This window comes from Pseudomonas sp. Tul2A7, from assembly GCF_054790505.1.
In genome coordinates this window covers 680,152-703,121 of the sequence record NZ_CP186499.1, presented here as the reverse complement: position 1 = coordinate 703,121, position 22,970 = coordinate 680,152, and the positions used below count along the sequence as shown (strand labels likewise).

Sequence of the window (22,970 nt, the reverse complement as noted above, 5' to 3'; positions counted from 1 at the left end):
ATGCGATGCAGCAGGTGCAGTGATGGCAGACGAAGAAACGAAAGTAAAAACTCCGGTGCTGATCACGGGCATCGATGAGCTATCGCCCAAGCTCGGCGCCCTGCGAGTCAAGGTCGAGAGCTTCAAGAACAACCTCGAACAGACCGGCCTCGGCAAGCTGGACATCAGTGGTCTGTTCAAGGGCGGCAGCGTGATCACGCCGTTCGTGGACGGGATCAAATCGGCGGCGGCGTTTCAGGGCAAATTGACTGAAGTCAGCGACACGGCAAAAACCGTCGACCTGCCCGCCACACCGAAAGTCGCTGCGCAAAACATGAACGTGTTCAGTGCGTCGATGGAAAAGGTTTCCGCAGCCGTGGACGCGGCACTGGTGCCGGCGGTGGGGGCGTTGGTGGTCGGGCTGGAACCGATGCTGACCCAGGTCGGCAGCCTGCTCGCCGACAACCCGAAACTGGTCGAAGGCCTGGCGGCGGGGGCGATTGCCTTCTCCGCCATGCAAACCGCCGTCACCGGCATGACCCAGGTGATGGACGTGATGAGCATGGTGCTCAAGACCAATCCGATCATGTTGATCGCGATGGGCATCGCGCTGGCGGCCGGTTTGATTTATGCCAACTGGACGCCGATCAGCGCTTTCTTCAAGGGCATGTGGGAGGGCGTGAAAAACATCGGTGTGAGTGCGATGGCGACGTTGCGCTCGATCCTTGACTGGCGACCGCTGGATGCACTGGCGGCGCTGTGGTTACCGATCGCGGAATTCTTCTCGGGCATCTGGGCCAAGGTCAAAACCGTCACCGCGCCAGTGATCGACTTTTTCAAATCGGTGTTCTCGTGGACGCCCGCCGGCATGATCCTGGAAAACTGGGCGCCGCTGACCGGTCTGTTTTCGGCGATCTGGGACTTGCTCAAGGCCTTGAGTGTGCCGGTGATGGCGTTCCTCAAAGGTCTGTTCGACTGGACGCCGTTGGGGATGATCATCAACAACTGGGGGGCGATTACCGGGTTCTTTGCCTCGATCTGGACGGCGCTGCAACCGGCGGCACAAGCCATCAAGGACTTCTTCGGCACGTTGTTCGACTATTCCCCACTGGGCATGATCGTCAACAACTGGGGCAGCATCGTCACGTTCTTCGAACCGATCTGGGCCGCGCTGCAAGCGTCGGCGCAGCAGATCAAAGGCTTCTTCCAGAGCTTGTTCGAATGGTCGCCGCTGGAACAGATCGCGATGTACTGGCAACCGATCAGCGAAGTGTTTTCGGCGCTGTGGGACGTGGTGCAAGCGTTGGCCGCACCGGTACTCGAGTTTTTGCACAACATGTTCGAATGGACGCCGTTGGGGCAGATCATCAAGAACTGGGGGCCGATCACCGAGTGGTTCGGCGAGTTGTGGCAAAAGCTGCAAACCGTGATTGCGCCGATCAAGGAGCTGTTCGACGGTGGCTTTGCCGGACTCATCGCCAAGGTCACCGGCAAGGTTGAAACGTTCACCGAAGCGCAACGCCAGACCAATGCCGAAGGCAAAGGTGAGTTGGCGCCGGCGTTCTTCGGAGCAACGCCGCAAGCAGCGGGTAACGGTGCACTGCAGAGCGGCTCACTGCCGCAAAGCTCCGGCGCACTGATTCAACAAAGTGCAATCAACAACCGCACACAACTCGAAGGCGGCCTGACCGTGCGCTTCGAAAATGCGCCGGCCGGATTGCGCACCGATCAACCGCAAAGCAATCAACCGGGCCTGGCGCTGTCTTCGCGCATCGGCTATCGCTCGTTGTCGGCAGGAGGTTCCAATGAACTGGCGTGACCGTTTGTTGCCGGCATCCTTTCGCGGTGTCGGCTTCTGGATCGATCAGGCGAAAATCCCGGTCGGTCGCAAAGGTCAGTTGCATGAATATCCGCAACGCGATCTGCCGTATTTCGAAGATCTCGGCCAGCAGGCCAGGATTCACGACGTCACCGCATTCATCATCGGCGCCGATTGCCTGGAGCAGCGCGACAAGCTGCTCAAGGCGTTAGAGGCGGGCAGTGGTGAACTGGTGCATCCGTGGCTCGGACGCCTGCAAGTCAAGGTCGGTGAATGCGACATGACCCACACCCGCCAGGACGGCGGGTTGGTGACCTTTACCCTGAAGTTTTATCCCGATAAGCCGTTGCCGTTTCCGACCGCTACCGTCAGCACACAGAAAGTGTTGCTGGCCAAGGCCGACACGCTGTTGGGTTCGGCGGTGGCACGCTTCGAACAGGCGATGACGCTGATCAAGGCTGCGCGGATCGGCATTGCCAATCTGCGCAACAGCCTGACCGGGGTTTATGAGGTGATCAAGGAACAGCTCAAGCCGTTGATCGAGCAGTACCGGCAGATCACCGAACTGGTCAAAGCGGTCAAGGAATTGCCCAAGGAAGTGGCGGCCGAGTTCAAAGGTTTGCTCGGCGATATCAAGGAACTCAAGGAATTCGCGAAGGAAGGCTACCGTGGCGTGATTGCCGACGTCTCCCAGCAACTTGAAGCCATCCGCAAGGCTGATGCGCCGAAGATCACCACCGGCAAGGACACCAATGCTGCGGCGCAAGCCATGGCCGATCTGGTGCAGGACACGATGCTGGTCAAAGTCGCGCAATGGGTGGCGTCGATGCCAGTGGCGAGCCCCGCAGTGAAACTGTCGTCGACACCTTCGGTGGCGCAGCAGGCGGATCAACCGGTGACCCGTCCGGAAGTACCGGTGACCGATGAAATGAAAGCGCTGCAGAAAGCTGTCGGGGTGGCCATTGATCCGATGCTGGACAAGGCCGATCCCAAACACCACCAGGCCATCAACGATGTCAAGGAAGCGCTGCTGGCGCATCTCAAGGCAGTGGCGTCATCCGGTGTGCGCCAGGTCACCAAATCGTTCCAGGAAAGCCTGCCGGCGCTGGTTGTGGCCTACAAGCAATTTGCCGATGCGACACGGGTGACCCAAGTGACTCAGAGCAACGCGATGAACCATCCGGGTTTTTCACCCAACGACGTGAAAGTGTCCAGGGAGTGAGCCATGAGCGAGATGGATAACCGCGTCACGTTGACCGTCAACAACATGGAATACGGCGGCTGGAAAAGCGTGGAAATCACCGCTGATCTGGAGCGCCAGTTCCGCACCTTCAAACTTGACATCACCTGGCAGTGGCCGGGGCAGACGGTGGGCCAGCGGATCAAGCCGGGTGACCCCTGCGAAGTGAAAATCGGCCAGGACCTGGTGCTCACCGGCTACGTGTTCAAGGCTCCGGTCAGCTATGACGGACGCCAGATCAGCCTGAGCATCGAGGGCAGTTCCAAGACTCAGGATCTGGTCGATTGCGCCGCCAGAAACCAGCCGAACCAGTGGCAGGAACAACCGCTGTTGAGCATCGTGCAGGCACTGGCGATGGAGTACGGGCTGATGGTGGTCAATGAAATTCCCGAGACTGCGCGGCTGACCAAGCACACCATCGTGCCGGGTGAAACCGTGTTCCAGTCGATCGACCGTTTGCTCTCGTTGCTGCGGGTGTTTTCCACCGATGACGAGCAGGGCCGGCTGGTGCTGGCCAAGCCTGGCAGCGGTGGGCGGGCCAGTGATGCGCTGGAGCTGGGCAAGAATATCCTGTCGGCCAACGCCCCCATGGATCAGAGCCAGGTGTTCTCCGAATACCGGGTGATCGGCCAGCAGAAAGGTTCGGACAAGAAGAGCGGGGCGGCGGTCAGCGAGGTTGAATCCAGCGCGACCGATCTGAGCTTCAAACGTCGACGCACCACTATCATCAACGAGGGCACCGCGCTGACGTTCGAACTGGCCCAGCAACGCGCCCAGTGGGAGTGCGCCACCCGTATGGGGCGGGCGCAGACCACCACGTACCGGGTGCAGGGCTGGCGCCAGGTCAACGGTGATCTTTGGCGGCACAACACGCTGGTCAAAGTCACGGATCCGGTGCTTGGGTTCGATGGCGACATGCTGATCTCCAAGGTCACTTATTCGCTGTCGGCACAAGGCTCGGTGACCACGCTGCAAGTGGCGCCGCCGCATACCTTCGATCCTGATCCAACACCCCCGAAAAAAACCTGAGCCTGACTCCGAACCCTGTGGGAGCGAGCCTGCTCGCGAAAGCGCTGGCAGCTTCAACATCACATTGCCTGACCCAGCGCATTCGCGAGCAGGCTCGCTCCCACAGTGGATCGCGTGATGCCTACCTTTGAGGACAATTCATGAGCCTACTGACACGCCTGCTGGCGCGCGGCACTGTCGTGCTCGCCAACTCGGCATCCAAGCTGCAATCGCTGCAAATGCGCCTCACCGCCGGTGAAGTGAACGACGACATGGAACATTTCGAACCCTACGGCTTCACCAGCCATCCGCTGGCCGGCGCCGAGGGCGTCGTCACCTTCATCGGCGGCGACCGTTCCCACGCCATCGCTCTGGTCATCGCCGACCGCCGCTATCGCCTGCAAGCGCTGGCCGCTGGTGAAGTGGCGATCTACACCGACGAGGGCGACAGGATTCACTTCAAGCGTGGACGGATCATCGACATCGAAACCGCCACGCTGAACATCCGCGCCAGCAGCGCGGTGAACTTCGATACGCCGGTGATCAATCAGACTGGCAAGATCGTGTCCACCGGCGATCAACTCGCCGGTGGCATCAGCCAGATTAAACACGTGCATGTCGGCGTGCAGGCCGGCAGCGGCCAGACCGGCGCGCCGGCAGGAGGCAAGTGATGCTGATCAGCCAAAACCTCCACGCCGCGCTGACCCGCGCCGTGCTCATCAGCCTGTTCACCTGGCGCCGCGCCGCCGATGACGACGCCCTCGACGACGACGAACGTTTCGGCTGGTGGGGCGACACGTTTCCCACCGTTGCCGACGATCGCATCGGCTCGCGGCTATGGCTGCTGCGCCGGGTGAAACTGACCCGACAAACGCAGATGGACGCCGAGTTCTATGCCCGCGAAGCCTTGCAGTGGCTGATCGACGACGGCCACTGCAGCGCCATCGACATCATCAGCGAACGCCTCGACGCCCAGCGCCTGAACCTGCGCACGGTCCTGACCCTGGCCGACGGCGAACGTCTGGACATCAACCCCGATAACAGTTGGCAGGTGATCTATGCCGTTTGAAACCCCTTCGCTGCCGGTGCTGATCAAGCGCACCCAAAGCGACCTGGCCGGCGATTCGCTGCGCCAGTCCGATGCGCAAGTGCTGGCCCGTACCCTCGGTGGCGCGGCTTATGGTCTGTACGGTTATCTCGACTGGATTGCCGAGCAGATCCTGCCCGATAAAGCCGATGAATCGACCCTGGAACGCATTGCCGCTCTACGTCTGAACCAACCGCGCAAACCCGCGCAAGTCGCCACCGGCAGCGTCAGTTTTACCGCGACCGCCGGCGCTGTGCTCGACGTCGACACGCTGCTGCAAACCAATGACGGCCGCACCTACAAAGTCACCGCCGCACGCACCACGGCCAATGGCAGTAATACCACCACCATCGCCGCGCTGGATGCCGGCAGTCTGGGCAATGCCGACGCCGGGCTGGCACTGACACCGGTGCAGCCGATTGCCGGTGTGGTCGGCAACAGTTTTGTGGTGCTGGCGCCGGGACTCAGTGGCGGTGTTGCGCGGGAAAGCCTGGAGTCGCTACGTTCGCGGGTGATTCGTTCCTACCGCGTGATTCCCCATGGCGGCTCGGCCAGCGACTACGAAACCTGGGCACTGGAAGTGCCGGGTGTGACCCGCGCCTGGTGCCGTGGTGGCTTGCTCGGGCCGGGCACGGTGACGGTATTCATCATGCGTGACGAAGACCCGCAACCGGTGCCGAACGATGAGCAATTGGCGGAAGTTCAGGACTACATCGAACCGCTGCGTCCAGTGACGGCGGAAGTGCACGTGCAGCGGCCGATTCAGGTGCCGGTGGTGTATCGCTTCAAGAGCGTCAACCCGGACACCACCGCTGTGCGTGCCGCCGTTGAGGCGCAGTTGCGCGACCTGCACAACCGCGAAGCCGATCTGGGTGTGCCGTTGCTGATCAGCCACATTCGCGAAGCCATCAGCAGCGCCGGTGGCGAATACGATCACACGCTCACCGCGCCGGCCGCTGACGTACCTGCGGGACAAAGTGAACTACTCACTTTCGGAGGTTGCGTATGGGGGGCATAAGAACCGCCGCGCAATATCAGGCGCAGTTGCGTGCCTTGCTGCCGAGCGGCCCGGCATGGGACCCGGAGCGCGTGCCGGAACTGGAGGAAGTGCTGCAAGGTGTCGCCGTCGAACTGGCGCGCCTCGATGCCCGCGCCGCCGACCTGCTCAACGAGATGGACCCGGCCGGCGTCAGCGAACTGGTGCCGGACTGGGAACAGGTGATGAACCTGCCCGACCCGTGCCTGGGCGCCACGCCGCTGTTCGACGACCGCCGCCTCGCCGTACGCCGACGCTTGCTGGCGGTCGGCAGCCAGGCCGTCGGTTACTACCTCGAAATCGCCAAAAGCCAGGGTTACCCCAACGCCACCATCACCGAACTTGAAGCCCCGCGCATGGGCCGTTCGCGTTTCGGCTCGGCGCATTGGGGCACCTGGGAAGCGCAGTTCATGTGGACGCTCAACACCGGCGGGCGGTTGTTGCTGGGTCGGCGATTCGGTGCGAGCTACTGGGGCGAGCGTTTCGGCGTCAACCCGGGCTCGGCGCTGGAATGCCTGATTCACCGCAGTGCGCCGGCGCATACCAAGGTGCACATCAATTATGACTAGGGAGGGATGAGCCATGGATTATCCGAACAGTGTGCCCAGCGCCGGCTTGGTGAATGGGAAGTTTGTCGATGAGAACCCAATGACCGGAACCCCGGGATCGCTGATTCCGGCAGATTGGGGTAACGGAGTTACCCAGGAAATCATCAACGTGATCAATGCCGGGGGGTTGACCCCGGACGAGAAAAAATACGATCAGTTGTTGCAGGCGATTCAGAGCGTGTCGGCCAAGGGCTGGAACCTGGATTCGGCGTTGCCGATCAGCTCTTTGCCGACCGCGACGGTGGCGACGCCGGACGGTCGTCTGGCGATCACTCCAGCAGCGGTTTCCACGGGTGGCGGGCGGGTATCGATACCCGCCGGTGTGCTGATCAGTCTTGGTCAGGAGGTGGTGACCGGGCAGTTGGGGCGTACGCGTACGTTCACCACTCAGGTGTGGAGCAGCCCCGATCTGCTGCCAAGCTCCGGTTACTTTTTGCGGGCCCAAGTCATGGGTGGCGTGCTGACTTTTTACATGCAGCGCGGCACGGTCTATGACGCTACCCCGGAAGGATTGAAGGGCTCGGTCAATGGTGCGGCGGGTGGCGGCTTCCAGTCGACGCCACTGGACCTTTGCCTGGCTTGGGTAGTCACGGCCGGGCCGGGTTCGATACCCACTGTCAGAGCCATCTACAACCGCAGCCGGTTGTCGTGGACGCAAACGGTCAATGGCAATGGCGTGGTTTATCTGCCACTTGATCCGCATGCCCGTGCGGCGCGGCTGGTGGTGGGTAACCCGACGCCACACCCGACCGGGATTACCAGTGTGAACTTTGCGCCGACCGGATGGCTGGGGGGTAACTATTGCTACCTGAACCCGACCGTCGGTACGTCCAACAACTGGGATGGCTGGGCAACCCCCGGCGGCGCGGCGCTGATTTTTTCCAGCAACGTGGTTAGCGATACGACGGTTTCGACATTGACCGCCAGCTTCGATCACAACGAATTGCGCTCGTTGTGGCAGGCCTATCAGGCCGAACACACATGGGGCGCAGGCACTGCCGCCAGTGACGAATTGCTGTTCAGTATGGGGCTCAAAAGTGTCGGCCCGGCCGATTACGCCAATGGCATCGCGGTCAACTTCGCTGCTGCGGTAAACGTGAACTTTTCCTGGGAGTTGATCAGATGATCATCATTCAAGAGCTGCATCAGTTCGAGGAAGGCCTACGTCCGGCCCAGCCGTCCAGTGCCCATGATTGGGATGGAGAAAAATGGCAGTTGAATGCTTCCAGAGTTGCCGAGCTGGAACTGCAGGAGGCCGAGCAGCTGTGTTCCAAAGTCGACGCGGCGGCTGACAGTGCTCGCACCGTTTTGGCCGGTGACCCGCTCAAAGCCATGGAATACGCCCAGGCCGCCGCCGACGCACAGGCCTATCAGGACGCCGGTTACCCGAAAAAGGAAGTGCCGCTGTCGGTCGCAGCGTGGGTGGTCAAAGGACGCACTGGCAAACAAGCCGCCGAGCAGATTCTGAGCAAGGCCGATCAACTGACCGACCATCTGCTGGCGCTGCGTACGCTGCGCCTGAAGGCCAAAGCGCAGATTCGCGCGCAGGCTGCCAAGGGCAACATGGATATGGCGCGCAGCGCTGGTGACGAAGCTTTGGTCGCCATTCGCGAATTGGCCAGCGGCCTTTCCAACTAAGCCGAAAGCCTTCGTTCAGCGTCACCCAAGCCCACTTCAATGTGGGCTTTTTATTTTCAGAAAACAGACCGCGGGCAGGCACCTGAAAGGCGCCGTGTCGACGCCGGTCATTTGTCATTTCAAAGGAACGAACAACCTATGGATTATCCAAAAAGCGTCCCCAGCGTCGGCCTGGTCGATGGCCGCTTCGTCGATGAAAACCCGGTGGCGGGTACGCCGGGGTCGTTGATTCCGGCGGTGTGGGGAAATGCCGTCACCGAGGAAATACTCAACGTTGTCACCGGAGCGGGACTGGCGCCTGCTGAAGGTGATAACCGACAACTGCTCAAAGCCTTGCAGGCGCTGTTGGCGTTGGCCAGCCCGATGGCAACTTTAGTGACCAGTGTGTCGGCCTCCAAAGCGTTGGCGGCAAATGAGCTCGGGCTGGTGCTGATCAATGCGAGCAGTGGTGCGACCACCATCAGCCTGCCGCCGGCGGACCTTGCGTTAGGGGTTCGCGACGTCATAGTCCGTCGGGTCGACAACTCGACATCGCGCCTGGCAGTGCGCGCGTCGGGCACCGACAAAATCAGATTTCATACCCATCTTGTCGCAGCCGGTTATCCCTTTTTTGTACTGATGGGCTCGGGGGACTGGTGGCATCTACGCAGTGATGGCGCAGGCAACTGGTGGCCGATCGGACGCTTCGATGGCACACCGTTGGGCCGGGCTGTCTTCGAGACCACGGCACTGCTTAACCCCGGAGGATACGGTCAGCTTAACGGCGCGGTATTCAGCCGCAGCGACTGGCCGTGGTTGTGGGATCACGCGCAGCAGTCCGGCGCCCTGACCACCGAAGCCGCGAGGGTCGGCGCAGAGGGGGGCTGGACCAGCGGAGACGGCACGTTGACCTTTCGCGGGCCGGAGGGTCGAGGTGAATTCATCAGAGTGTTCGATGAGGGGCGCGGGGCTGATGCCGGTCGCTCCATTGGAAGTTGGCAGGTCGACATGTTCCGCGCTCATCGACACGAACTCAAAAGCGACATGCTGGGCGTTCCGCTGGTGTCGGCACCGAACGCGGCGCCTGACGCCTTGTTTAATCAGGCCAACATCAGTCTTGGGTTTACCGAAAACACCGGTGGTGTCGAAACCCGTCCGCGCAACATGGCCTATCCCGGCAGGATCAAACTCATCTGACGCCGCTGCTCTGCGGCATTTCTCAGCCACAAAAGGAAGTGAACAATGACTTATTACTATGTTGTAAACGAAGCGACCAAAGAAATGACCGGGCCTATCGAGTTGCCGATTACTCCCGGAATAGGTATTCAGGTTCCCGGCAATGTGATCGAGTTGGCGGAACAATTGCCACCTGCTGACCCTGGTTATGCCTGGGTATGGCGCAACGGAATCGCCTCCCAACTGATCGACTTGCGCAACACGATTGTCTATTACAAAGACACCGGCATGGCTTCCTATTGGTCGGAGTTAGGTCCCTTGCCTGACTATCTGACCTCCAAGGCACGTCCCGGTGAGTACTACGTCTGGAAGAACAATGACTGGGAACTGGATCTGGAGGCGCAGCGCGCTGCCTTCGTTGCACAGGCGGAGATCGAGCGCGACAAGCGCCTGCAAGAAGTAGTCATTCGTGTCGCCCCTCTGCAATACGCTTATGAGTTGGGTGAGGCATCCAGTGATCAATTGACTGTACTGCAGGTTTGGAAACGCTATGCACTGAAGTTGGCAAATATTGAACTGCAACCTGACTATCCATTGTCCATTGACTGGCCGGTTGCCCCTGCAAAGCTGGTTGTATCCCCCGCCGTCTGACTGAACCTGCCCACTAACTGCGTTACAGGTGGCCTCGTGCTGCCGGCTCTCGGCTGCCTGTAAAAAACTGGAGACTCTGAAGTGGACTATCCAAAAACCGTTGCTGGTGTTGGCTTGGTCAACGGCGGCTTCGTCGATGAAAACCCCCTCGTCGGAACACCGGGATCGTTGATTCCCGCTGCGTGGGGTAACAGCGTCACGCAAGAAATTCTCAACGCGATCAAGGCTGCCGGATTGACCCCGGATGAAGCCAAAACCGATCAACTGGCCACAGCTATTGGCGCGCTGGTCGACTTCAAGAAACTGAAAAATACCCCGACGACTTTGAGTGGCTACGGCATCACCGATGCGGTGGGACGACTATTGGCAGTCCGGCAGATCGAGACGGTCGGGATCACGGTTTACAAGCCTGACCCTCAGGCCAAACGTATTCGTGTTCGACTGGTGGGGGCCGGTGGATCTGGCGGCGGTTGTGCATCTGTCGCCTCCGGGAATCTACGTCTCGGTGGCGGCGGCGGATCGGGGGCCTATGCGGAGAGCCTGTTTGACGTGACGCCCCAGATGCTTGCCGGCGTGCCCGTTTCTTTGGGTGCCGGTGGAGCTGCCAGCACTACGATGGGCCTGGCAGGCGGTGGGGCGTCCTTCGGCTCCTACATGAGCGTTGCAGGAGGCAGCGGCGCGCAGGTCCTGAACATCGATACGACAACCTCATCCTCGGGGTACGTTCAGGGTGGCACTGGAGGTCAAGACGCCGTGGGCGGCAACCTGGCCAATGCTCGGGGTCACACCGGTGGCTACGCAATGTTCAACGGCAATTGGGGAATGCTCTCCGGAGGCGGAGCAGCGAGCCCGTTTGACGGTGGCGGCCCCTACAGGGGCGTAAACAATCCGGGTTACGCAGGCGTCCGAGGCTCGGGTGGCAGTGGTTCTTGTTCAACCAATGCATCCGCCTCTGTCCTTAGCGGTGTCGGCGGCAACGCCTTCTGTGAAATCTGGGAGTACGAGTAATGGCCGTTTATGCACGGATCGAGAACGGCGTAGTCGTCGAGCGGATCGACACCGGTGACTACGCAATCAGCCAACTGTTCGCGCCGTCTTTTGTCGAGTCGATGGTGCGAGTGCCGGATGGTCAGGCGGTCGAAATCGGCGCGCCGATCAGTGAGTTGCCGACAGCTGCCGACCCACTGCCCGCGCAGCAAAGTGCGGTGATCCTCGAGGCGCCGGTTGCTGCAGATCAAACGCCTGCGGCAGCGGAACGTAGCTGGCGTCAGGCATCCCTTTCAGCGACCGAATGGCTGGTCACTCGCCATCGCGATGAGCAGGAACTGGGACGTGGAACCTTGCTCAAGGCTGCGCAATATCTGGAGCTGCTCGAGTACCGACAAGCGCTGCGCGACTGGCCTGATTCCAGCCATTTTCCGGGAGTGGTTTCCCGTCCGGCTGCACCGGGATGGATGGTCAGCGTTTCTGGCTGAAACTGTAATTGATGCTTTGAGAATGGAGAAGACTGATGGATTACCCAAAAAACATTCCCAGCGCCGGTTTGGTGAATGGCAGGTTTGTTGATGAAAACCCTCTTACCGGAACGCCAGGTTCCTTGATTCCGGCGAGTTGGGGCAATGCTGTTACGCAGGAAGTTCTGGAAGTCATCAAAGGCTCAGGAGCGGCCGCTGATGAAAGTGATAACACTCAACTAAAAGCGGCCATTGATACGCTTATAGCGAGGAAGCAAAGCGAGAGTCTTGCCAGTCAGGACGAAGCCGAATCCGGCGCCAGCACTACCCGGTTGATGACGCCGTTAAGAGTCTTTCAAGCCATTGCGAAAAAAGTGCAACAAGCCACAGAGGCCCTCGTAGGAACTGCAAAAATCGCCTCTCAGGCAGAGGTCAACGCCGGTGTCAGCGACACATCTATCGTGACCCCTAAAAAGCTCAGACTCGGCTTCATGGTGAGGTTAGGGGTATCGGGATATGTTGTTTTTCCTTCGTGGATGGGTGGGGTGATCATCCAATGGATCAGTGGCAGTGCCAGCCAGGCAGGCAATAATAATTATGGCGATGTCAATCTTTGGCCATTGGTTTTTCCCAACGCGCTTTCTCTTGCAGTCGCTACTCACGAGGGCACTTCATCAGCAACTTTACTGGTCTGGAATAACGCGACGATCAGTCGGCTGGCGGGCATCAATGTTCGCTGTCCTGATTATCCGACAGGCTCCATTGCTGCTCGAGTAATCGGAATAGGGTACTGAACATGTATTATTTTTCTCCGCAAACTTCTGGCTTTTATCATTCAGATCTACACGGTGCGAACATCCCTGCTGACGCGTTTGCGTTGAGCGAGGGCGAGTATTGCGCGCTGGTCTCTAATGCTCCCGCAGGGACAGTTCTTTCACTGAACGCTAAAGGGCGTCCAGAGCGGGTGGTATTGGCTGGACAAACCACCGATGTCACAGAAAAGTTCTGGCGCGACAAGGTTCTGGATCGTACTCAATGGCTGGTCCTTCGCGATGCCGAAGAACTGGAGATGGGCGAGGGCACAACCTTGCGTACCGAGGAGTTCAAAGAGCTCCTGGTCTATCGGCAAGCACTGCGCGACTGGCCCAATCAGCCGGACTTCCCCGATGCCCGCTCGCGCCCGGTCGAACCTGACTGGCTTGAAGATTTGCTGCGGACCCATGGCTGAGCGGTTCGCCCTTCCATCAAGGATAGATATACATGGATTACCCAAAAAACGTCTCAGGCTCAGGCTTGGTCGACGGCAAGTTTGTCGATGAAGATGCCATCGCGGGAACACCGGGATCGTTGATCCCTGCGAGTTGGGGCAACAGTGTTACCCAAGAGATTCTCAGCGCGATTACCGCAGCGGGTCTGAAACCCGATGAAAACCAGACCGATCAACTGGCACAGGCGATCCGTCAATTGTCCAGGCCTGATCCGCTACAGCAGTTTCCTGTGCAGGTGTATCGCAGGAATGTACTGATCAATGGCGGGTTCGATATCTGGCAGCGCGGCACGACCAACCAAGGCGCGAATATCGGTGGCTATGTAGCCGATCGTTTTCGCTGCGACTGGAATGGCAATGCTGCCGTGACCATCTCTCGTCAGGACTTTGCTCCGGGCCAGACAGAAGTGGCAGGCGAGCCGGGTTATTTTTTACGCTGGCAGCAAACCTCAGCGGGCGTCGGCGCTACCGAGCACAAGATTTCCCAAAGCGTTGAGTCAGTCAGGACTCTGGCCGGACGAACCGCCACCGTGACCTTTTGGGCGCGCTCCGATGCCACACGCTCATTGAAAGTGACGATCGGCCAGTACTTTGGCAATGGTGGTTCGGAAGCCGTCGTCAAAGTAGTCGATGTTTTTCCATTGAGCACTGCATGGGGCAAGTACAGCGCAACCTTCCAGGTGCCATCGATCTCGGGGAAAATGCTCGGTGCCAATGATTATTTGCGCTTGGCTTTTGATTTGCCGCTCAACGTTTTGCAAACCGTCGACCTGACTCAGGTGCAATTGGAAGAGGGACCGGTTTCCACTCCATTCGAATACCGTCTTTCTGGCGAAGAATTGACGTTGTGTCAGCGTTATTTCGAAAAGTCTTTTGCCAACCGTTTACCAATTCGTGCAAACAACGGCACGGGCACCTGCATCGTCTCGTTTACTCAGGCTGCGCCTGGAAATACCGGGCAATACGGGATGGTCGTAGACATGCAGACTCAGAAAAGAGTGCAGCCTACTGTTGTCCTGTATTGCCCTGGAAATACAAGTAATCAGATTTGGAACTATTCGCAGGGAGTGCCTTGCACAGGCACCATTGTGCAAAGTGTGACACAGCGCAGTTTCGCGATCGGCACTGTGACGCCGGTAAACAGTCAGCCCGGTAACGGATTGCAGATTGAATGGACAGCGGACGCTGAGATCTAGGAGTGAACCCATGACCTATCAACTGACCACTTGCGGAGTACTGCGCACGGAGGACTCTTCGTTTATCCCGCAGGATCCAACCAATCGCGACTGGCTTGATTATCAGGCCTGGCTGTTATCTGGCGGCCAAGTCCTGCCATTGAATGAAACCATCGAAAACGCTGCCCCGGCCAGCTCAGTGACAAGTCTGGCAAAAAAATGGCTGGGGGCTGTCGTCCGTCAACCGTGATTCAATCGGGGCAATATCCAGGGAGGATCAAGCATTATGCAAATAACTGAAAACAACCTTATCGACATCATGCCCAACGCCCGCAGCCAAGCGGGCGTTTTTGTTTCTATGCTCAACAGCGCCATGGCGCGCCGTCATATTGACTCGCCCAAACGCGTCGCGGCGTTCCTCGCGCAGGTCGGCCATGAGTCGGGGCAGTTGCGCTACGTGCGCGAACTGGGCAACAACCAATACCTGAGCAAGTACGACACGGGTACGTTGGCCTTGCGTCTGGGCAACACGCCGGAGGCTGACGGCGACGGGCAAAAATACCGAGGGCGCGGGTTGATCCAGATTACCGGCCGCTCGAATTACCGCCAGTGCAGCCTCGGCCTGTTCGGCGATGAGCGTCTGCTGTCGTTGCCCGAGCTGCTCGAACAACCGCAATGGGCCGCTGAGTCTGCCGCTTGGTTCTGGGAGCAGAACGGCTTGAATGAACTGGCCGACCGAGACCAGTTCAACACCATCACCCGCCGCATCAACGGCGGGTTGAACGGCTTGCAGGATCGCCTGGACATCTGGGCGCGGGCGAGGGCGGTGCTATGCCAATCCCCTGGCGAGTGATCGGCGTCCTGTTGCTGGCTGCGGGTGCGTTTGCAGCGGCCTGGCAGTTGCAGGAGTGGCGCTACGGTCGGCAACTGGCCGAGCAGGCGCGGTTAAACGGCGAAACCCTCAATCAACTGACCCAGACTGCCGCCGCCGTGCAACAGGCTGAGCAGGATAAACGCCTGGCGCTGGAGCAACGGCTCGCGACCAGTGAACAAACCCACTATCGAGCGCTGAGCGATGCCCAACGTGATCAGGATCGCCTGCGCGATCGTCTTGCCACTGCTGATGTGCGCCTGTCAGTCCTTCTCGACGCCGGCGACATTGCCCCAGGCTGCAACGTGCCAGCCACCGCCGGCGCCGGCAGCATGGATCATGCAGCCGTACGCGCCCGACTTGACCCGGCGCATGCTCAACGAATTGTCGCCATCACCGACACCGGCGACCGCGGACTGATTGCCTTGCAGGCGTGTCAGGCGTATGTCAGAGCGCTCGCGCCCGAACATTTTGAATGAGTCTGTGTATTGAAAGCGCAACCGGCTCGTGTACGGTGGAGGCATTCCACACGATCCGGAGCATGCCGTGAAAGAGATCACTCAACTGGCCGCCGACCTTGGCCGACGTCTGCAAGTGCTCAATGCCCATGTGACCACCGCCGAGTCCTGTACCGGCGGCGGCATCGCAGAAGCGATCACGCGGATCCCGGGCAGTTCAGCGTGGTTCGAGGCGGGCTATGTGACGTACTCCAACCGGCAGAAAACCCAGCAGTTGAATGTGCCAGCCGAGTTGTTCGAGACGGTGGGTGCGGTCAGCCGCGAAGTGGTTGAGGCGATGGTGCGTGGCGCGCAGGACAAAAGCCTGGCGCGATTTGCCGTGGCGGTCAGCGGCGTAGCGGGGCCGGACGGCGGCTCGCCGAACAAACCGGTGGGCACAGTGTGGCTGGCCTGGGGTGTTGGCGAGACAGTTACCACTGAGGTTCAGCACTTCCCCGGCAACCGTGATGAAGTCCGCCGACAAACGGTGAAGGCCGCGCTAGAGGGGCTCCTGCGACTAGCGGCACGAGAAATCGAAAATCAGGGGTAGGCGATCCGCGAACGCTGTGGAATAATACTGGCTACTTATACAGGTGTTGGCCGTCAGGCCTTATTGATTACGTGAGGACTTTAATGGACGACAACAAGAAGAAAGCCTTGGCTGCGGCCCTGGGTCAGATCGAACGTCAATTCGGCAAGGGTGCCGTGATGCGTATGGGCGATCAAGACCGTCAGGCGATCCCGGCTATCTCCACTGGCTCTCTGGGTCTGGACATCGCGCTCGGCATTGGCGGCCTGCCAAAAGGCCGTATCGTTGAAATCTACGGTCCTGAATCCTCCGGTAAAACCACACTGACCTTGTCCGTGATCGCCCAGGCTCAAAAAGCCGGCGCGACCTGCGCATTCGTCGACGCCGAACATGCCCTCGACCCTGAGTACGCCGGCAAGCTGGGCGTCAACGTCGACGACCTGCTGGTGTCGCAGCCGGATACCGGTGAACAGGCGCTGGAAATCACCGACATGCTGGTGCGCTCCAACGCCGTTGACGTAATCATCGTCGACTCCGTGGCTGCACTGGTACCGAAGGCTGAAATCGAAGGCGAAATGGGTGACATGCACGTGGGCCTGCAAGCCCGTCTGATGTCCCAGGCGCTGCGTAAAATCACCGGTAACATCAAGAACGCCAACTGCCTGGTGATCTTCATCAACCAGATCCGCATGAAGATCGGCGTGATGTTCGGCAGCCCGGAAACCACCACCGGTGGTAACGCGCTGAAGTTCTACGCCTCGGTTCGTCTCGACATCCGCCGTACCGGCGCGGTGAAGGAAGGCGACGAAGTGGTCGGCAGCGAAACCCGCGTCAAGGTTGTGAAGAACAAGGTCGCTTCGCCGTTCCGTCAGGCCGAGTTCCAGATTCTTTACGGCAAAGGTATCTACCTCAACGGCGAGATGATCGACCTGGGCGTGCTGCACGGTTTCGTCGAGAAATCCGGCGCCTGGTATGCCTACGAAGGCACCAAGATCGGTCAGGGCAAGGCCAACTCGGCCAAGTTCCTGGCAGACAACCCGGAAATCGCCGCGAAGCTCGAGAAGCAACTGCGTGACAAACTGCTGACTCCTGCAGTGATCGACTCCAAGGCCTCTGCAGTCAAAGAGACTGAAGACGACCTGGCCGACGCTGACATCTGATTGCAGCGATGACCACCGCCGTACTCGATACCCTCGTCGCCGTGCGGCGAACCGCCATGGACCTGCTCGCACGCCGCGAGCACGGTCGAGTCGAGCTGACGCGCAAACTGCGTCAGCGCGGCGCTGAAGCGGAGATGATCGAAACAGCCCTCGACCGTTTGACGGAAGAGGGGCTGCTTTCCGAAGCCCGTTACCTTGAAAGCTTTGTTTCCTACCGCGCCCGCTCCGGTTATGGCCCTCTGCGGATTCGCGAGGAACTGAGCCAGCGAGGGTTGCAACGCGCCGATATCGAACTCGCCCTGCGCGAAAGCGGTATCAGTTGGCAGGAACAACTTCAGGAAACGTGGCGTCGCAAGTTCTCCGGGCATTTACCGATTGATGCCAAAGAGCGGGCCAAGCAAGGTCGGTTCCTCGCGTATCGGGGTTTTTCGATGGAGATGATCAACCGCTTGTTCAGCGGTCGAGGCATGGACGATTAAACCGATTCAATAAAAACGGCCCGCTATGAAAATAGCGGGCCGTTTTTTTTTTTGCCCTCAAATTACCTTTGACGGTTCGCGGCTGCGTTGCGCTGTTTGCGGTTTTGAATCGGCCCAGTTTTCCGGCAGGTTGATGTAGTCAATCAACTCCCTCAGACGCCCGTGAGTGCGCGCGTTGAAGGCGAAGGCCAGTCGCGCCAGATGGCTGAACTGCGCTTCATCGTGCTCCTCCCCGGCATAGGCGTGTTGGTGGAACTGGTCGCTCAGGCACAGATCGGCGAATGCTTCCTGCATGTGCGCCAGCGCCTGATCGCTGAGCTTGTGATGCATGCGGATCACAAACTGGCGCTTGAGCCAGCGGCTGGAGTGGAAGTTGCGGTAGAACTGGTTGATCTGCTCCACTGCCTCTTCGACGCTGTAGACCAGTCGCATCAGTTTCATGTCGGTCGGCAGAATGTAGCGGTTGCTCTCCAGTTGCTGGCGGATGAAGTCCATCGCGCCTTGCCAGAATGTGCCGCCCGGCGCATCCAGCAGCACCACCGGCACCAATGGACTTTTGCCGGTCTGGATCAAAGTCAGCACTTCCAGTGCTTCATCCAGCGTGCCGAAACCGCCAGGGCATAAAACCAGTGCGTCAGCCTCTTTGACAAAGAACAGCTTGCGTGTGAAGAAAAAATGGAAAGGCAGCAGATTGCCGGTGCCATCGACGGTCGGATTGGCATGCTGTTCGAAGGGCAGGGTGATGTTGAAGCCGAGGCTATGATCGCGGCCGGCACCTTCATGCGCGGCAGCCATGATGCCGCCCCCGGCACCGGTGATGACCATCATCTCCGAGCGCGTCAACGCCGCGCCGAGCTCTCGGGCCATGACATACAAAGGATGTTCAACCGGCGTGCGCGCCGAGCCGAACACCGTGACTTTGCGTCGCCCCTTGAATTGTTCCAGCACCCGGAACGCCTGCTCCAGTTCGCGCAGGGCTTGCAGGGTGATCTTGGCGTTCCAGCGGTTGTGGTCTTCCTGAGCCATGCGCAGCACGGTCAGGATCATGTCGCGGTAGATCGGAATGTTCGGGCTGTTAGGGGAAACACGGTTGAGTTGTTCTTCGACCTGGCTGATGAGGTCGGGGCCGCTTTCCTGAAAATGACGGCTCAAGAGGTCATTCGGTTGGTAAGGCATTCAACGTCTCCTTCTGCACAGAGCGGATGGCCCTGACGAGCGGCGTCAGTGCCGCGCTGCAAAAAAACACACGATCGGCAGTTCCTTGTCTGCCGTTGAAAAATGGCCGGGAATACTCTGAATCTAGACCCTTGCGCGCAATCGCGCTGACTTGATCATTGCGCCGCAACGTTTTGCCTGGCAACCGTTTATTGATTTTCCGCCGGTTCCTTCACCGCTCGTCCGAACGTGCGCCGAACGGCAAAGCCTCTGATTAACTAACTTACAGGCGCCGTAAGACAGCTTTGCGTTACGGTGCACGCGATTCAAGGATTTGCGGGTGGCAAGGAGGCGGGACACATGGCCAGAGTGATTCTGGAGATCGATACGCAGCTGTATCGAATGTTGAAGGCATCAGCCGAGACCAATCATCTCAGTCTCGAAGAAGAGTGCTGCCGGCGCTTGGCCGGCGGCGAGCGCCGTTCGCACTATTTACAGGCCTTGCTGGCCGAATTGCGCGCCGAGGATGAACAGCGGCGCGCCAACTCGCGATGATTACTTCTTCTTCGCCGGACCGGCTTTCGGGCAATCCGATTCCTGGTAGCTGGCGGAGCCGATCGCTTTGTTGGTTTTCACTTCCGTGAAGTCGTAACGCATGATCGCGCCCTTGGCCATCAGCTTGCGAAACGACGGGTTGTTGCACACCGAGGCGCCCAGCTGGAAATACACGGCTTTAGGGTCAGCGCGCATTTTGTCGGCGTGGCTCTTCTGCACGCTCAGGTGGTTGATCAACTGCGTGCCTTCAACGGTAAAGCCCTGATCAAGAATGTCTTCGCTAATGGCGCGGGGCGTGCCGACGCTGCTCTGGGCGGCGACGTTGCGCAGCTCGCGGTTCAGATTCTGCTCACTCAGGGATGCAGCCTGAGCGGTGAAGGACGACGCCAGCAGAATGGCAGCGGTGGGAACGATAAGGCGCAGCATGAAACTCTCCTGGTTCAGTGACTGGTGGTTCGACCAGCCACGTGACTGTGCGTTCAGTGGCGGCGAATTATAGGGGAGCCGGTCGGGAGGGTACAGGCTTGTGCCCGTCGCTCTGGTAAACTGCCGGCCTTTATTGCCCTGCCGAGTGTTGTTCGTGTCGAGTTTTCCTGCTTTTCGGCGTTATCCGCGATGAACCATGCCCCCAACGCCGTCGCTCGTCTGCGTGACCAGCGCGAAGATGAAGGCATCAAGCCGATTCAGGCCCGAGGCTTTCGCTCCGAGCGTTGCCGCGACTGCCGGGTGATCATCAGCCATTGCCTGTGCGCGTGGCGGCCGAGCGTCGACACGCGTTCTGGCGTTTGCCTGATCATGACCGGCAAGGAAGTGTTCAAACCGAGCAACACCGGTTGGCTGATTGCCGATGTGGTGCGCGATAACCACGCATTCATCTGGTCGCGCACCGAGCCCGATCCGCAGATGCTGGCGCTGCTCAACGACCCGCAGTGGCAGCCGTATCTGGTGTTTCCTGGCGAATACGTTGAACCGTCGCGAGTGACCAACACCGTCGCGATCGATAGCAGCAAGCGGCCGCTGTTCATTCTGCTGGATGCAACGTGGACCGAAGCGCGGAAGATTTTCCGCAAGAGCCCGTATTTCGATCGTTTGCCGATCTTGAGTCTGCTGCCCGACAAACTCTCGCGCTACCGCTTGCGTCGTTCAACCCGCAGCGAGCATCTGTGCACCGCTGAAGTGGCGGCACTCTGTCTTGAGCTGGCCGGTGACAGCGATGCCGCCTCCGCACTGGACGCCTATTTCGACGTGTTCAGCCAGCATTACCTCGGTGCCAAGCAGCAGTTGGACATGAATGAATCCACCCCGGCCCACGCCGAGTTGCTGCGCTATATACGAAAGCCGCAGCCAGAGTTGGCGCAATAGTGGCCCATACTGTACAAGCCAGCGGCCGTGCTGCTTGACCACCCCGTCTTCGCTGGGCATGCTTGGCGCCGTTTAGGGTGCGGCCAAGGTTTGAAACGCCGTGTTTGCTGTTGATTGGCGTTGAACGTGCCCCTGTGGATATCGCTTGAAAGCGGCATCTTGAGTTGCTTTGGCCAGACCGGAATGCTCCGGGTCTGCCATCAAAAACAGGATCATTTGAAAAATGGCCACATACGACATCCTGATTGCCGATGATCACCCTTTGTTTCGTAGCGCCCTGCATCAAGCGGTGACGCTGGGCCTTGGCCCGGAAGTACGTCTGGTAGAAGTGGCGAGCATCGCCGAACTGGAAGCGCGCCTGACTGAAAAAGCCGACTGGGATCTGGTCCTGCTGGACCTGAACATGCCCGGCGCTTTCGGGTTTTCCGGATTGGTCATGCTACGCGGCCAATATCCGCAGATTCCGGTGGTGATGGTTTCGGCCCAGGAAGAAGCGTCGGTGATGGTCAAATCCCGTGAGTTCGGCGCCAGTGGCTTCATTCCGAAGTCCAGCGACCTCAGCGTGATTCAGGAAGCGGTGCGCAAAGTGCTCGATGGCGACGTGTTCTGGCCGCCACAGGCGTTCGAAGCGGTGAGCGTTTCCGACGAAGCCAAGGCCGCCAGCGATGGTCTGGCCAGCCTGACCCCGCAGCAGTTCCGCGTGTTGACCATGGTCTGCGAAGGCCTGCTGAACAAGCAGATTGCCTATGAGCTGAGCGTGTCGGAAGCGACCATCAAAGCCCACGTCACGGCGATCTTTCGCAAGCTGAATGTGCGCACTCGCACGCAAGCGGCTTTACTGCTGCAACAACTTGAGTCAATTCCGAGCCAATAATGGCTGGCGTCTTCACGCTTTTTTGACTTTTGTTGATCTAGCTTTCCCACTCCTTTTTGGTTGGTTTCTACTTTATGTCACCTTTCAAGGGCCAGACCGGCCTGAAACGCATCCTCAACGCCTCCGGTTACTCGCTGGACGGTCTGCGCGCAGCCTTCACCGGTGAGGCGGCATTCCGTCAACTGGTGCTGCTCAATGTCGTGCTGATTCCGCTGACGTTCTTCCTGAATGTCAGCCGCGTTGAACAAGCACTGTTGATCGCCGTGTGCCTGTTGGCGCTGATCGTCGAGTTGCTGAATTCGGCGGTGGAAGCGGCCATCGACCGCATTTCGCTGGAACTGCACCCGCTGTCGAAGAACGCCAAGGACATGGGCAGCGCCGCGCAATTCGTGGCTCTGAGCATGATCGCGCTGGTGTGGGCAGTGATTCTGCTTTAAGCGATTGTCGGCAAAACGATCTCGTCGCTGCGCTGCACCCCGGCGGTGAAAGCGCGGCATAGCTCGAGAAATTCGCGCATGGCAGAAGTCTGGTACTTCTGCTTGTGCCAGATGAAGTAGAACTGTCGCGCCAGGTCCAGATCCGGCGTCTCCACCGGCACCAGACTGCCACGGCGGAACGCATCACGCAGCGCCAGCCGTGAGATGCAGCCAATCCCCAGCCCCGATTCCACCGCGCGTTTGATCGCTTCGGTGTGTTCCAGCTCCAGACGGATATTCAGCGCACTGCGATGGTGGCGCATGGCCTGATCGAAGGTCAGCCGCGTGCCGGAACCCTGTTCGCGGAGAATCCACGCTTCGTGAGTCAGCTCTTCCATGCTTGCACTGCCGCGTTGGGCCAGCGGATGCTGCGGCGCGCAGAACACCACCAGCTCATCCTCGACCCAGCTCTGCACTTCGATGTCCGGGTGGCTGCAATCGCCTTCGATTAGACCCAGATCAATTTCGTAGTGGGCGACTTGTTGCACGATATTGGCAGTGTTCTGCACGTGCAGCTTCACCTGGCTTTCCGGGTGGCGCTGCATGAAGCTGCCGATCAGCAAAGTCGCCAGATAATTGCCGATGGTCAGCGTCGCGCCCACCGACAGTGAGCCGAAACCGGATTTGCCGTTGAGCAGGTCTTCGATTTCCTTGGCCTGATCGAGCAGGGCCACCGCCTGCGGCAACAGCTGTTTGCCGAGGGCGTTGAGGCTCAGCCGTTTGCCGGCGCGATCGAACAGCTGGCAGCTGGATTGGCGCTCGAGCTCGGTGATCGAGGTGCTGGCGGCCGACTGCGAGAGGTTGAGCAGACCCGCAGCACGGGATACGCTTTCCTGCTGGGCGACGGCAACGAAGACTTGCAGTTGACGGAGAGTAAATCGCATATCGATATAAC

General features: G+C 59.4%; 30 protein-coding genes. 26 read left to right on the top strand and 4 right to left on the bottom strand.

The window, feature by feature from the left end; translation table 11 throughout:
• Nucleotides 1–22 precede the first annotated feature (22 nt).
• The 22 genes from ACOYXJ_RS03345 (at nt 23) to recX (ending at nt 17,653) form a co-directional block, all read left to right on the top strand.
• Entirely contained in the window at nt 23–1,798 is a 1,776-nt protein-coding gene (locus ACOYXJ_RS03345) for a phage tail tape measure protein (RefSeq protein WP_460367892.1), read from the top strand.
• On the top strand, nt 1,785–3,020 hold the full coding sequence (locus ACOYXJ_RS03340) for a DNA circularization protein (protein ID WP_460367890.1): 1,236 nt from the start codon (nt 1,785–1,787) through the stop codon (nt 3,018–3,020). The genes ACOYXJ_RS03345 and ACOYXJ_RS03340 overlap by 14 nt, the downstream gene beginning before the upstream one ends.
• Nucleotides 3,021–3,023: 3 nt before the next feature.
• Nucleotides 3,024–4,067: a phage baseplate assembly protein gene (locus tag ACOYXJ_RS03335; protein WP_460367888.1), complete on the top strand. Its 1,044-nt coding sequence runs from the start codon at nt 3,024–3,026 to the stop codon at nt 4,065–4,067.
• A 140-nt stretch (nt 4,068–4,207) separates the two neighbouring features.
• Nucleotides 4,208–4,717, top strand: coding sequence for a phage baseplate assembly protein V (locus ACOYXJ_RS03330; protein ID WP_150792507.1), 510 nt, complete (start codon nt 4,208–4,210; stop codon nt 4,715–4,717).
• Nucleotides 4,717–5,115: a phage GP46 family protein gene (locus ACOYXJ_RS03325; protein ID WP_123594860.1), complete on the top strand. Its 399-nt coding sequence runs from the start codon at nt 4,717–4,719 to the stop codon at nt 5,113–5,115. The genes ACOYXJ_RS03330 and ACOYXJ_RS03325 overlap by 1 nt, the downstream gene beginning before the upstream one ends.
• The gene (locus ACOYXJ_RS03320) at nt 5,105–6,151 is read left to right on the top strand and encodes a baseplate J/gp47 family protein (RefSeq protein ID WP_122600810.1); all 1,047 of its coding nucleotides are present in this window, start codon (nt 5,105–5,107) and stop codon (nt 6,149–6,151) included. The genes ACOYXJ_RS03325 and ACOYXJ_RS03320 overlap by 11 nt, the downstream gene beginning before the upstream one ends.
• Nucleotides 6,139–6,738, top strand: coding sequence for a YmfQ family protein (locus ACOYXJ_RS03315; protein ID WP_110720166.1), 600 nt, complete (start codon nt 6,139–6,141; stop codon nt 6,736–6,738). Before ACOYXJ_RS03320 ends, ACOYXJ_RS03315 begins: the two co-directional genes overlap by 13 nt.
• A 13-nt stretch (nt 6,739–6,751) precedes the next feature.
• Nucleotides 6,752–7,903, top strand: a complete 1,152-nt coding sequence (locus tag ACOYXJ_RS03310) for a phage tail protein (RefSeq protein WP_110720167.1) — start codon at nt 6,752–6,754, stop codon at nt 7,901–7,903.
• The gene (locus tag ACOYXJ_RS03305; protein WP_150792509.1) at nt 7,900–8,415 is read left to right on the top strand and encodes a phage tail protein; all 516 of its coding nucleotides are present in this window, start codon (nt 7,900–7,902) and stop codon (nt 8,413–8,415) included. The genes ACOYXJ_RS03310 and ACOYXJ_RS03305 overlap by 4 nt, the downstream gene beginning before the upstream one ends.
• A gap of 138 nt (nt 8,416–8,553) precedes the next feature.
• Nucleotides 8,554–9,591: a phage tail protein gene (locus ACOYXJ_RS03300; protein WP_150706108.1), complete on the top strand. Its 1,038-nt coding sequence runs from the start codon at nt 8,554–8,556 to the stop codon at nt 9,589–9,591.
• Nucleotides 9,592–9,636: 45 nt separating this feature from the next.
• Nucleotides 9,637–10,221 (top strand): tail fiber assembly protein, encoded by a 585-nt coding sequence (locus ACOYXJ_RS03295; RefSeq protein ID WP_460367883.1) that lies wholly within the window; start codon nt 9,637–9,639, stop codon nt 10,219–10,221.
• A gap of 81 nt (nt 10,222–10,302) precedes the next feature.
• Complete coding sequence (locus ACOYXJ_RS03290) at nt 10,303–11,229, top strand: glycine-rich domain-containing protein (RefSeq protein WP_460367881.1); 927 nt, start codon at nt 10,303–10,305, stop codon at nt 11,227–11,229.
• Nucleotides 11,229–11,696: a phage tail assembly chaperone gene (locus ACOYXJ_RS03285; RefSeq protein WP_460367879.1), complete on the top strand. Its 468-nt coding sequence runs from the start codon at nt 11,229–11,231 to the stop codon at nt 11,694–11,696. Before ACOYXJ_RS03290 ends, ACOYXJ_RS03285 begins: the two co-directional genes overlap by 1 nt.
• Nucleotides 11,697–11,731: 35 nt before the next feature.
• Nucleotides 11,732–12,469 carry a gp53-like domain-containing protein gene (locus tag ACOYXJ_RS03280; protein ID WP_150792513.1) on the top strand — a complete coding sequence of 246 codons (738 nt, stop codon included), beginning with the start codon at nt 11,732–11,734 and terminating at the stop codon, nt 12,467–12,469.
• A 2-nt stretch (nt 12,470–12,471) separates the two neighbouring features.
• A complete protein-coding gene (locus ACOYXJ_RS03275; protein ID WP_460367877.1) occupies nt 12,472–12,903 on the top strand; it encodes a phage tail assembly chaperone in 432 nt (143 codons plus the stop codon).
• A gap of 32 nt (nt 12,904–12,935) precedes the next feature.
• A complete protein-coding gene (locus ACOYXJ_RS03270) occupies nt 12,936–14,138 on the top strand; it encodes a carbohydrate binding domain-containing protein (RefSeq protein WP_460367875.1) in 1,203 nt (400 codons plus the stop codon).
• 10 nt (nt 14,139–14,148) lie between these two features.
• A complete protein-coding gene (locus tag ACOYXJ_RS03265; protein WP_460367873.1) occupies nt 14,149–14,367 on the top strand; it encodes a hypothetical protein in 219 nt (72 codons plus the stop codon).
• Between the two features lie 36 nt (nt 14,368–14,403).
• Nucleotides 14,404–14,970, top strand: a complete 567-nt coding sequence (locus ACOYXJ_RS03260) for a glycoside hydrolase family 19 protein (RefSeq protein ID WP_460367871.1) — start codon at nt 14,404–14,406, stop codon at nt 14,968–14,970.
• Nucleotides 14,949–15,467 (top strand): lysis system i-spanin subunit Rz, encoded by a 519-nt coding sequence (locus tag ACOYXJ_RS03255; RefSeq protein WP_460367869.1) that lies wholly within the window; start codon nt 14,949–14,951, stop codon nt 15,465–15,467. The genes ACOYXJ_RS03260 and ACOYXJ_RS03255 overlap by 22 nt, the downstream gene beginning before the upstream one ends.
• Before the next feature lie 67 nt (nt 15,468–15,534).
• On the top strand, nt 15,535–16,035 hold the full coding sequence (locus tag ACOYXJ_RS03250) for a CinA family protein (protein ID WP_460367867.1): 501 nt from the start codon (nt 15,535–15,537) through the stop codon (nt 16,033–16,035).
• Nucleotides 16,036–16,118: 83 nt separating this feature from the next.
• Nucleotides 16,119–17,174, top strand: coding sequence for a recombinase RecA (gene recA / locus ACOYXJ_RS03245; protein WP_007908746.1), 1,056 nt, complete (start codon nt 16,119–16,121; stop codon nt 17,172–17,174).
• Between the two features lie 8 nt (nt 17,175–17,182).
• Nucleotides 17,183–17,653 carry a recombination regulator RecX gene (gene recX, locus ACOYXJ_RS03240; RefSeq protein ID WP_095112456.1) on the top strand — a complete coding sequence of 157 codons (471 nt, stop codon included), beginning with the start codon at nt 17,183–17,185 and terminating at the stop codon, nt 17,651–17,653.
• Between the two features lie 57 nt (nt 17,654–17,710).
• Here the strand turns inward: recX and ACOYXJ_RS03235 are convergent, their stop codons facing one another.
• The gene (locus ACOYXJ_RS03235; protein ID WP_460367864.1) at nt 17,711–18,829 is read right to left on the bottom strand and encodes an LOG family protein; all 1,119 of its coding nucleotides are present in this window, start codon (nt 18,827–18,829) and stop codon (nt 17,711–17,713) included.
• Nucleotides 18,830–19,168: 339 nt separating this feature from the next.
• On the opposite strand from ACOYXJ_RS03235, the gene ACOYXJ_RS03230 reads away from it, so the two are divergent.
• Nucleotides 19,169–19,363 (top strand): hypothetical protein, encoded by a 195-nt coding sequence (locus ACOYXJ_RS03230; protein WP_034154934.1) that lies wholly within the window; start codon nt 19,169–19,171, stop codon nt 19,361–19,363.
• Here ACOYXJ_RS03230 and ACOYXJ_RS03225 read toward each other — a convergent pair whose 3' ends face one another.
• Entirely contained in the window at nt 19,364–19,789 is a 426-nt protein-coding gene (locus tag ACOYXJ_RS03225; protein ID WP_008077172.1) for a PA3611 family quorum-sensing-regulated virulence factor, read from the bottom strand.
• Between the two features lie 189 nt (nt 19,790–19,978).
• On the opposite strand from ACOYXJ_RS03225, the gene ACOYXJ_RS03220 reads away from it, so the two are divergent.
• The gene (locus ACOYXJ_RS03220) at nt 19,979–20,725 is read left to right on the top strand and encodes a tRNA-uridine aminocarboxypropyltransferase (protein ID WP_460367861.1); all 747 of its coding nucleotides are present in this window, start codon (nt 19,979–19,981) and stop codon (nt 20,723–20,725) included.
• 72 nt (nt 20,726–20,797) lie between these two features.
• Here the strand turns inward: ACOYXJ_RS03220 and ACOYXJ_RS03215 are convergent, their stop codons facing one another.
• The gene (locus tag ACOYXJ_RS03215; protein WP_157786312.1) at nt 20,798–20,956 is read right to left on the bottom strand and encodes a hypothetical protein; all 159 of its coding nucleotides are present in this window, start codon (nt 20,954–20,956) and stop codon (nt 20,798–20,800) included.
• On the opposite strand from ACOYXJ_RS03215, the gene erdR reads away from it, so the two are divergent.
• Nucleotides 20,949–21,599 carry a response regulator transcription factor ErdR gene (gene erdR, locus ACOYXJ_RS03210; protein ID WP_460367859.1) on the top strand — a complete coding sequence of 217 codons (651 nt, stop codon included), beginning with the start codon at nt 20,949–20,951 and terminating at the stop codon, nt 21,597–21,599. The genes ACOYXJ_RS03215 and erdR overlap by 8 nt on opposite strands.
• Before the next feature lie 74 nt (nt 21,600–21,673).
• Nucleotides 21,674–22,036 carry a diacylglycerol kinase gene (locus ACOYXJ_RS03205; protein ID WP_003222276.1) on the top strand — a complete coding sequence of 121 codons (363 nt, stop codon included), beginning with the start codon at nt 21,674–21,676 and terminating at the stop codon, nt 22,034–22,036.
• On the opposite strand, the gene ACOYXJ_RS03200 is transcribed toward ACOYXJ_RS03205, so the two are convergent.
• Nucleotides 22,033–22,959 carry a LysR family transcriptional regulator gene (locus ACOYXJ_RS03200; RefSeq protein ID WP_093104099.1) on the bottom strand — a complete coding sequence of 309 codons (927 nt, stop codon included), beginning with the start codon at nt 22,957–22,959 and terminating at the stop codon, nt 22,033–22,035. The genes ACOYXJ_RS03205 and ACOYXJ_RS03200 overlap by 4 nt on opposite strands.
• Nucleotides 22,960–22,970 lie beyond the last annotated feature (11 nt).

Bases quoted from the DNA above. Each gene is read 5' to 3' on its own strand.
- ACOYXJ_RS03345 (WP_460367892.1), top strand. From the start codon at position 23: ATGGCAGACGAAGAAACGAAAGTAAAAACTCCGGTGCTGATCACGGGC.
- ACOYXJ_RS03340 (WP_460367890.1), top strand. From the start codon at position 1,785: ATGAACTGGCGTGACCGTTTGTTGCCGGCATCCTTTCGCGGTGTCGGC.
- ACOYXJ_RS03335 (WP_460367888.1), top strand. From the start codon at position 3,024: ATGAGCGAGATGGATAACCGCGTCACGTTGACCGTCAACAACATGGAA.
- ACOYXJ_RS03330 (WP_150792507.1), top strand. From the start codon at position 4,208: ATGAGCCTACTGACACGCCTGCTGGCGCGCGGCACTGTCGTGCTCGCC.
- ACOYXJ_RS03325 (WP_123594860.1), top strand. From the start codon at position 4,717: ATGCTGATCAGCCAAAACCTCCACGCCGCGCTGACCCGCGCCGTGCTC.
- ACOYXJ_RS03320 (WP_122600810.1), top strand. From the start codon at position 5,105: ATGCCGTTTGAAACCCCTTCGCTGCCGGTGCTGATCAAGCGCACCCAA.
- ACOYXJ_RS03315 (WP_110720166.1), top strand. From the start codon at position 6,139: ATGGGGGGCATAAGAACCGCCGCGCAATATCAGGCGCAGTTGCGTGCC.
- ACOYXJ_RS03310 (WP_110720167.1), top strand. From the start codon at position 6,752: ATGGATTATCCGAACAGTGTGCCCAGCGCCGGCTTGGTGAATGGGAAG.
- ACOYXJ_RS03305 (WP_150792509.1), top strand. From the start codon at position 7,900: ATGATCATCATTCAAGAGCTGCATCAGTTCGAGGAAGGCCTACGTCCG.
- ACOYXJ_RS03300 (WP_150706108.1), top strand. From the start codon at position 8,554: ATGGATTATCCAAAAAGCGTCCCCAGCGTCGGCCTGGTCGATGGCCGC.
- ACOYXJ_RS03295 (WP_460367883.1), top strand. From the start codon at position 9,637: ATGACTTATTACTATGTTGTAAACGAAGCGACCAAAGAAATGACCGGG.
- ACOYXJ_RS03285 (WP_460367879.1), top strand. From the start codon at position 11,229: ATGGCCGTTTATGCACGGATCGAGAACGGCGTAGTCGTCGAGCGGATC.
- ACOYXJ_RS03280 (WP_150792513.1), top strand. From the start codon at position 11,732: ATGGATTACCCAAAAAACATTCCCAGCGCCGGTTTGGTGAATGGCAGG.
- ACOYXJ_RS03275 (WP_460367877.1), top strand. From the start codon at position 12,472: ATGTATTATTTTTCTCCGCAAACTTCTGGCTTTTATCATTCAGATCTA.
- ACOYXJ_RS03270 (WP_460367875.1), top strand. From the start codon at position 12,936: ATGGATTACCCAAAAAACGTCTCAGGCTCAGGCTTGGTCGACGGCAAG.
- ACOYXJ_RS03265 (WP_460367873.1), top strand. From the start codon at position 14,149: ATGACCTATCAACTGACCACTTGCGGAGTACTGCGCACGGAGGACTCT.
- ACOYXJ_RS03260 (WP_460367871.1), top strand. From the start codon at position 14,404: ATGCAAATAACTGAAAACAACCTTATCGACATCATGCCCAACGCCCGC.
- ACOYXJ_RS03255 (WP_460367869.1), top strand. From the start codon at position 14,949: ATGCCAATCCCCTGGCGAGTGATCGGCGTCCTGTTGCTGGCTGCGGGT.
- recA (WP_007908746.1), top strand. From the start codon at position 16,119: ATGGACGACAACAAGAAGAAAGCCTTGGCTGCGGCCCTGGGTCAGATC.
- recX (WP_095112456.1), top strand. From the start codon at position 17,183: ATGACCACCGCCGTACTCGATACCCTCGTCGCCGTGCGGCGAACCGCC.
- ACOYXJ_RS03235 (WP_460367864.1), bottom strand. From the start codon at position 18,829: ATGCCTTACCAACCGAATGACCTCTTGAGCCGTCATTTTCAGGAAAGC.
- ACOYXJ_RS03230 (WP_034154934.1), top strand. From the start codon at position 19,169: ATGGCCAGAGTGATTCTGGAGATCGATACGCAGCTGTATCGAATGTTG.
- ACOYXJ_RS03225 (WP_008077172.1), bottom strand. From the start codon at position 19,789: ATGCTGCGCCTTATCGTTCCCACCGCTGCCATTCTGCTGGCGTCGTCC.
- ACOYXJ_RS03220 (WP_460367861.1), top strand. From the start codon at position 19,979: ATGAACCATGCCCCCAACGCCGTCGCTCGTCTGCGTGACCAGCGCGAA.
- erdR (WP_460367859.1), top strand. From the start codon at position 20,949: ATGGCCACATACGACATCCTGATTGCCGATGATCACCCTTTGTTTCGT.
- ACOYXJ_RS03205 (WP_003222276.1), top strand. From the start codon at position 21,674: ATGTCACCTTTCAAGGGCCAGACCGGCCTGAAACGCATCCTCAACGCC.
- ACOYXJ_RS03200 (WP_093104099.1), bottom strand. From the start codon at position 22,959: ATGCGATTTACTCTCCGTCAACTGCAAGTCTTCGTTGCCGTCGCCCAG.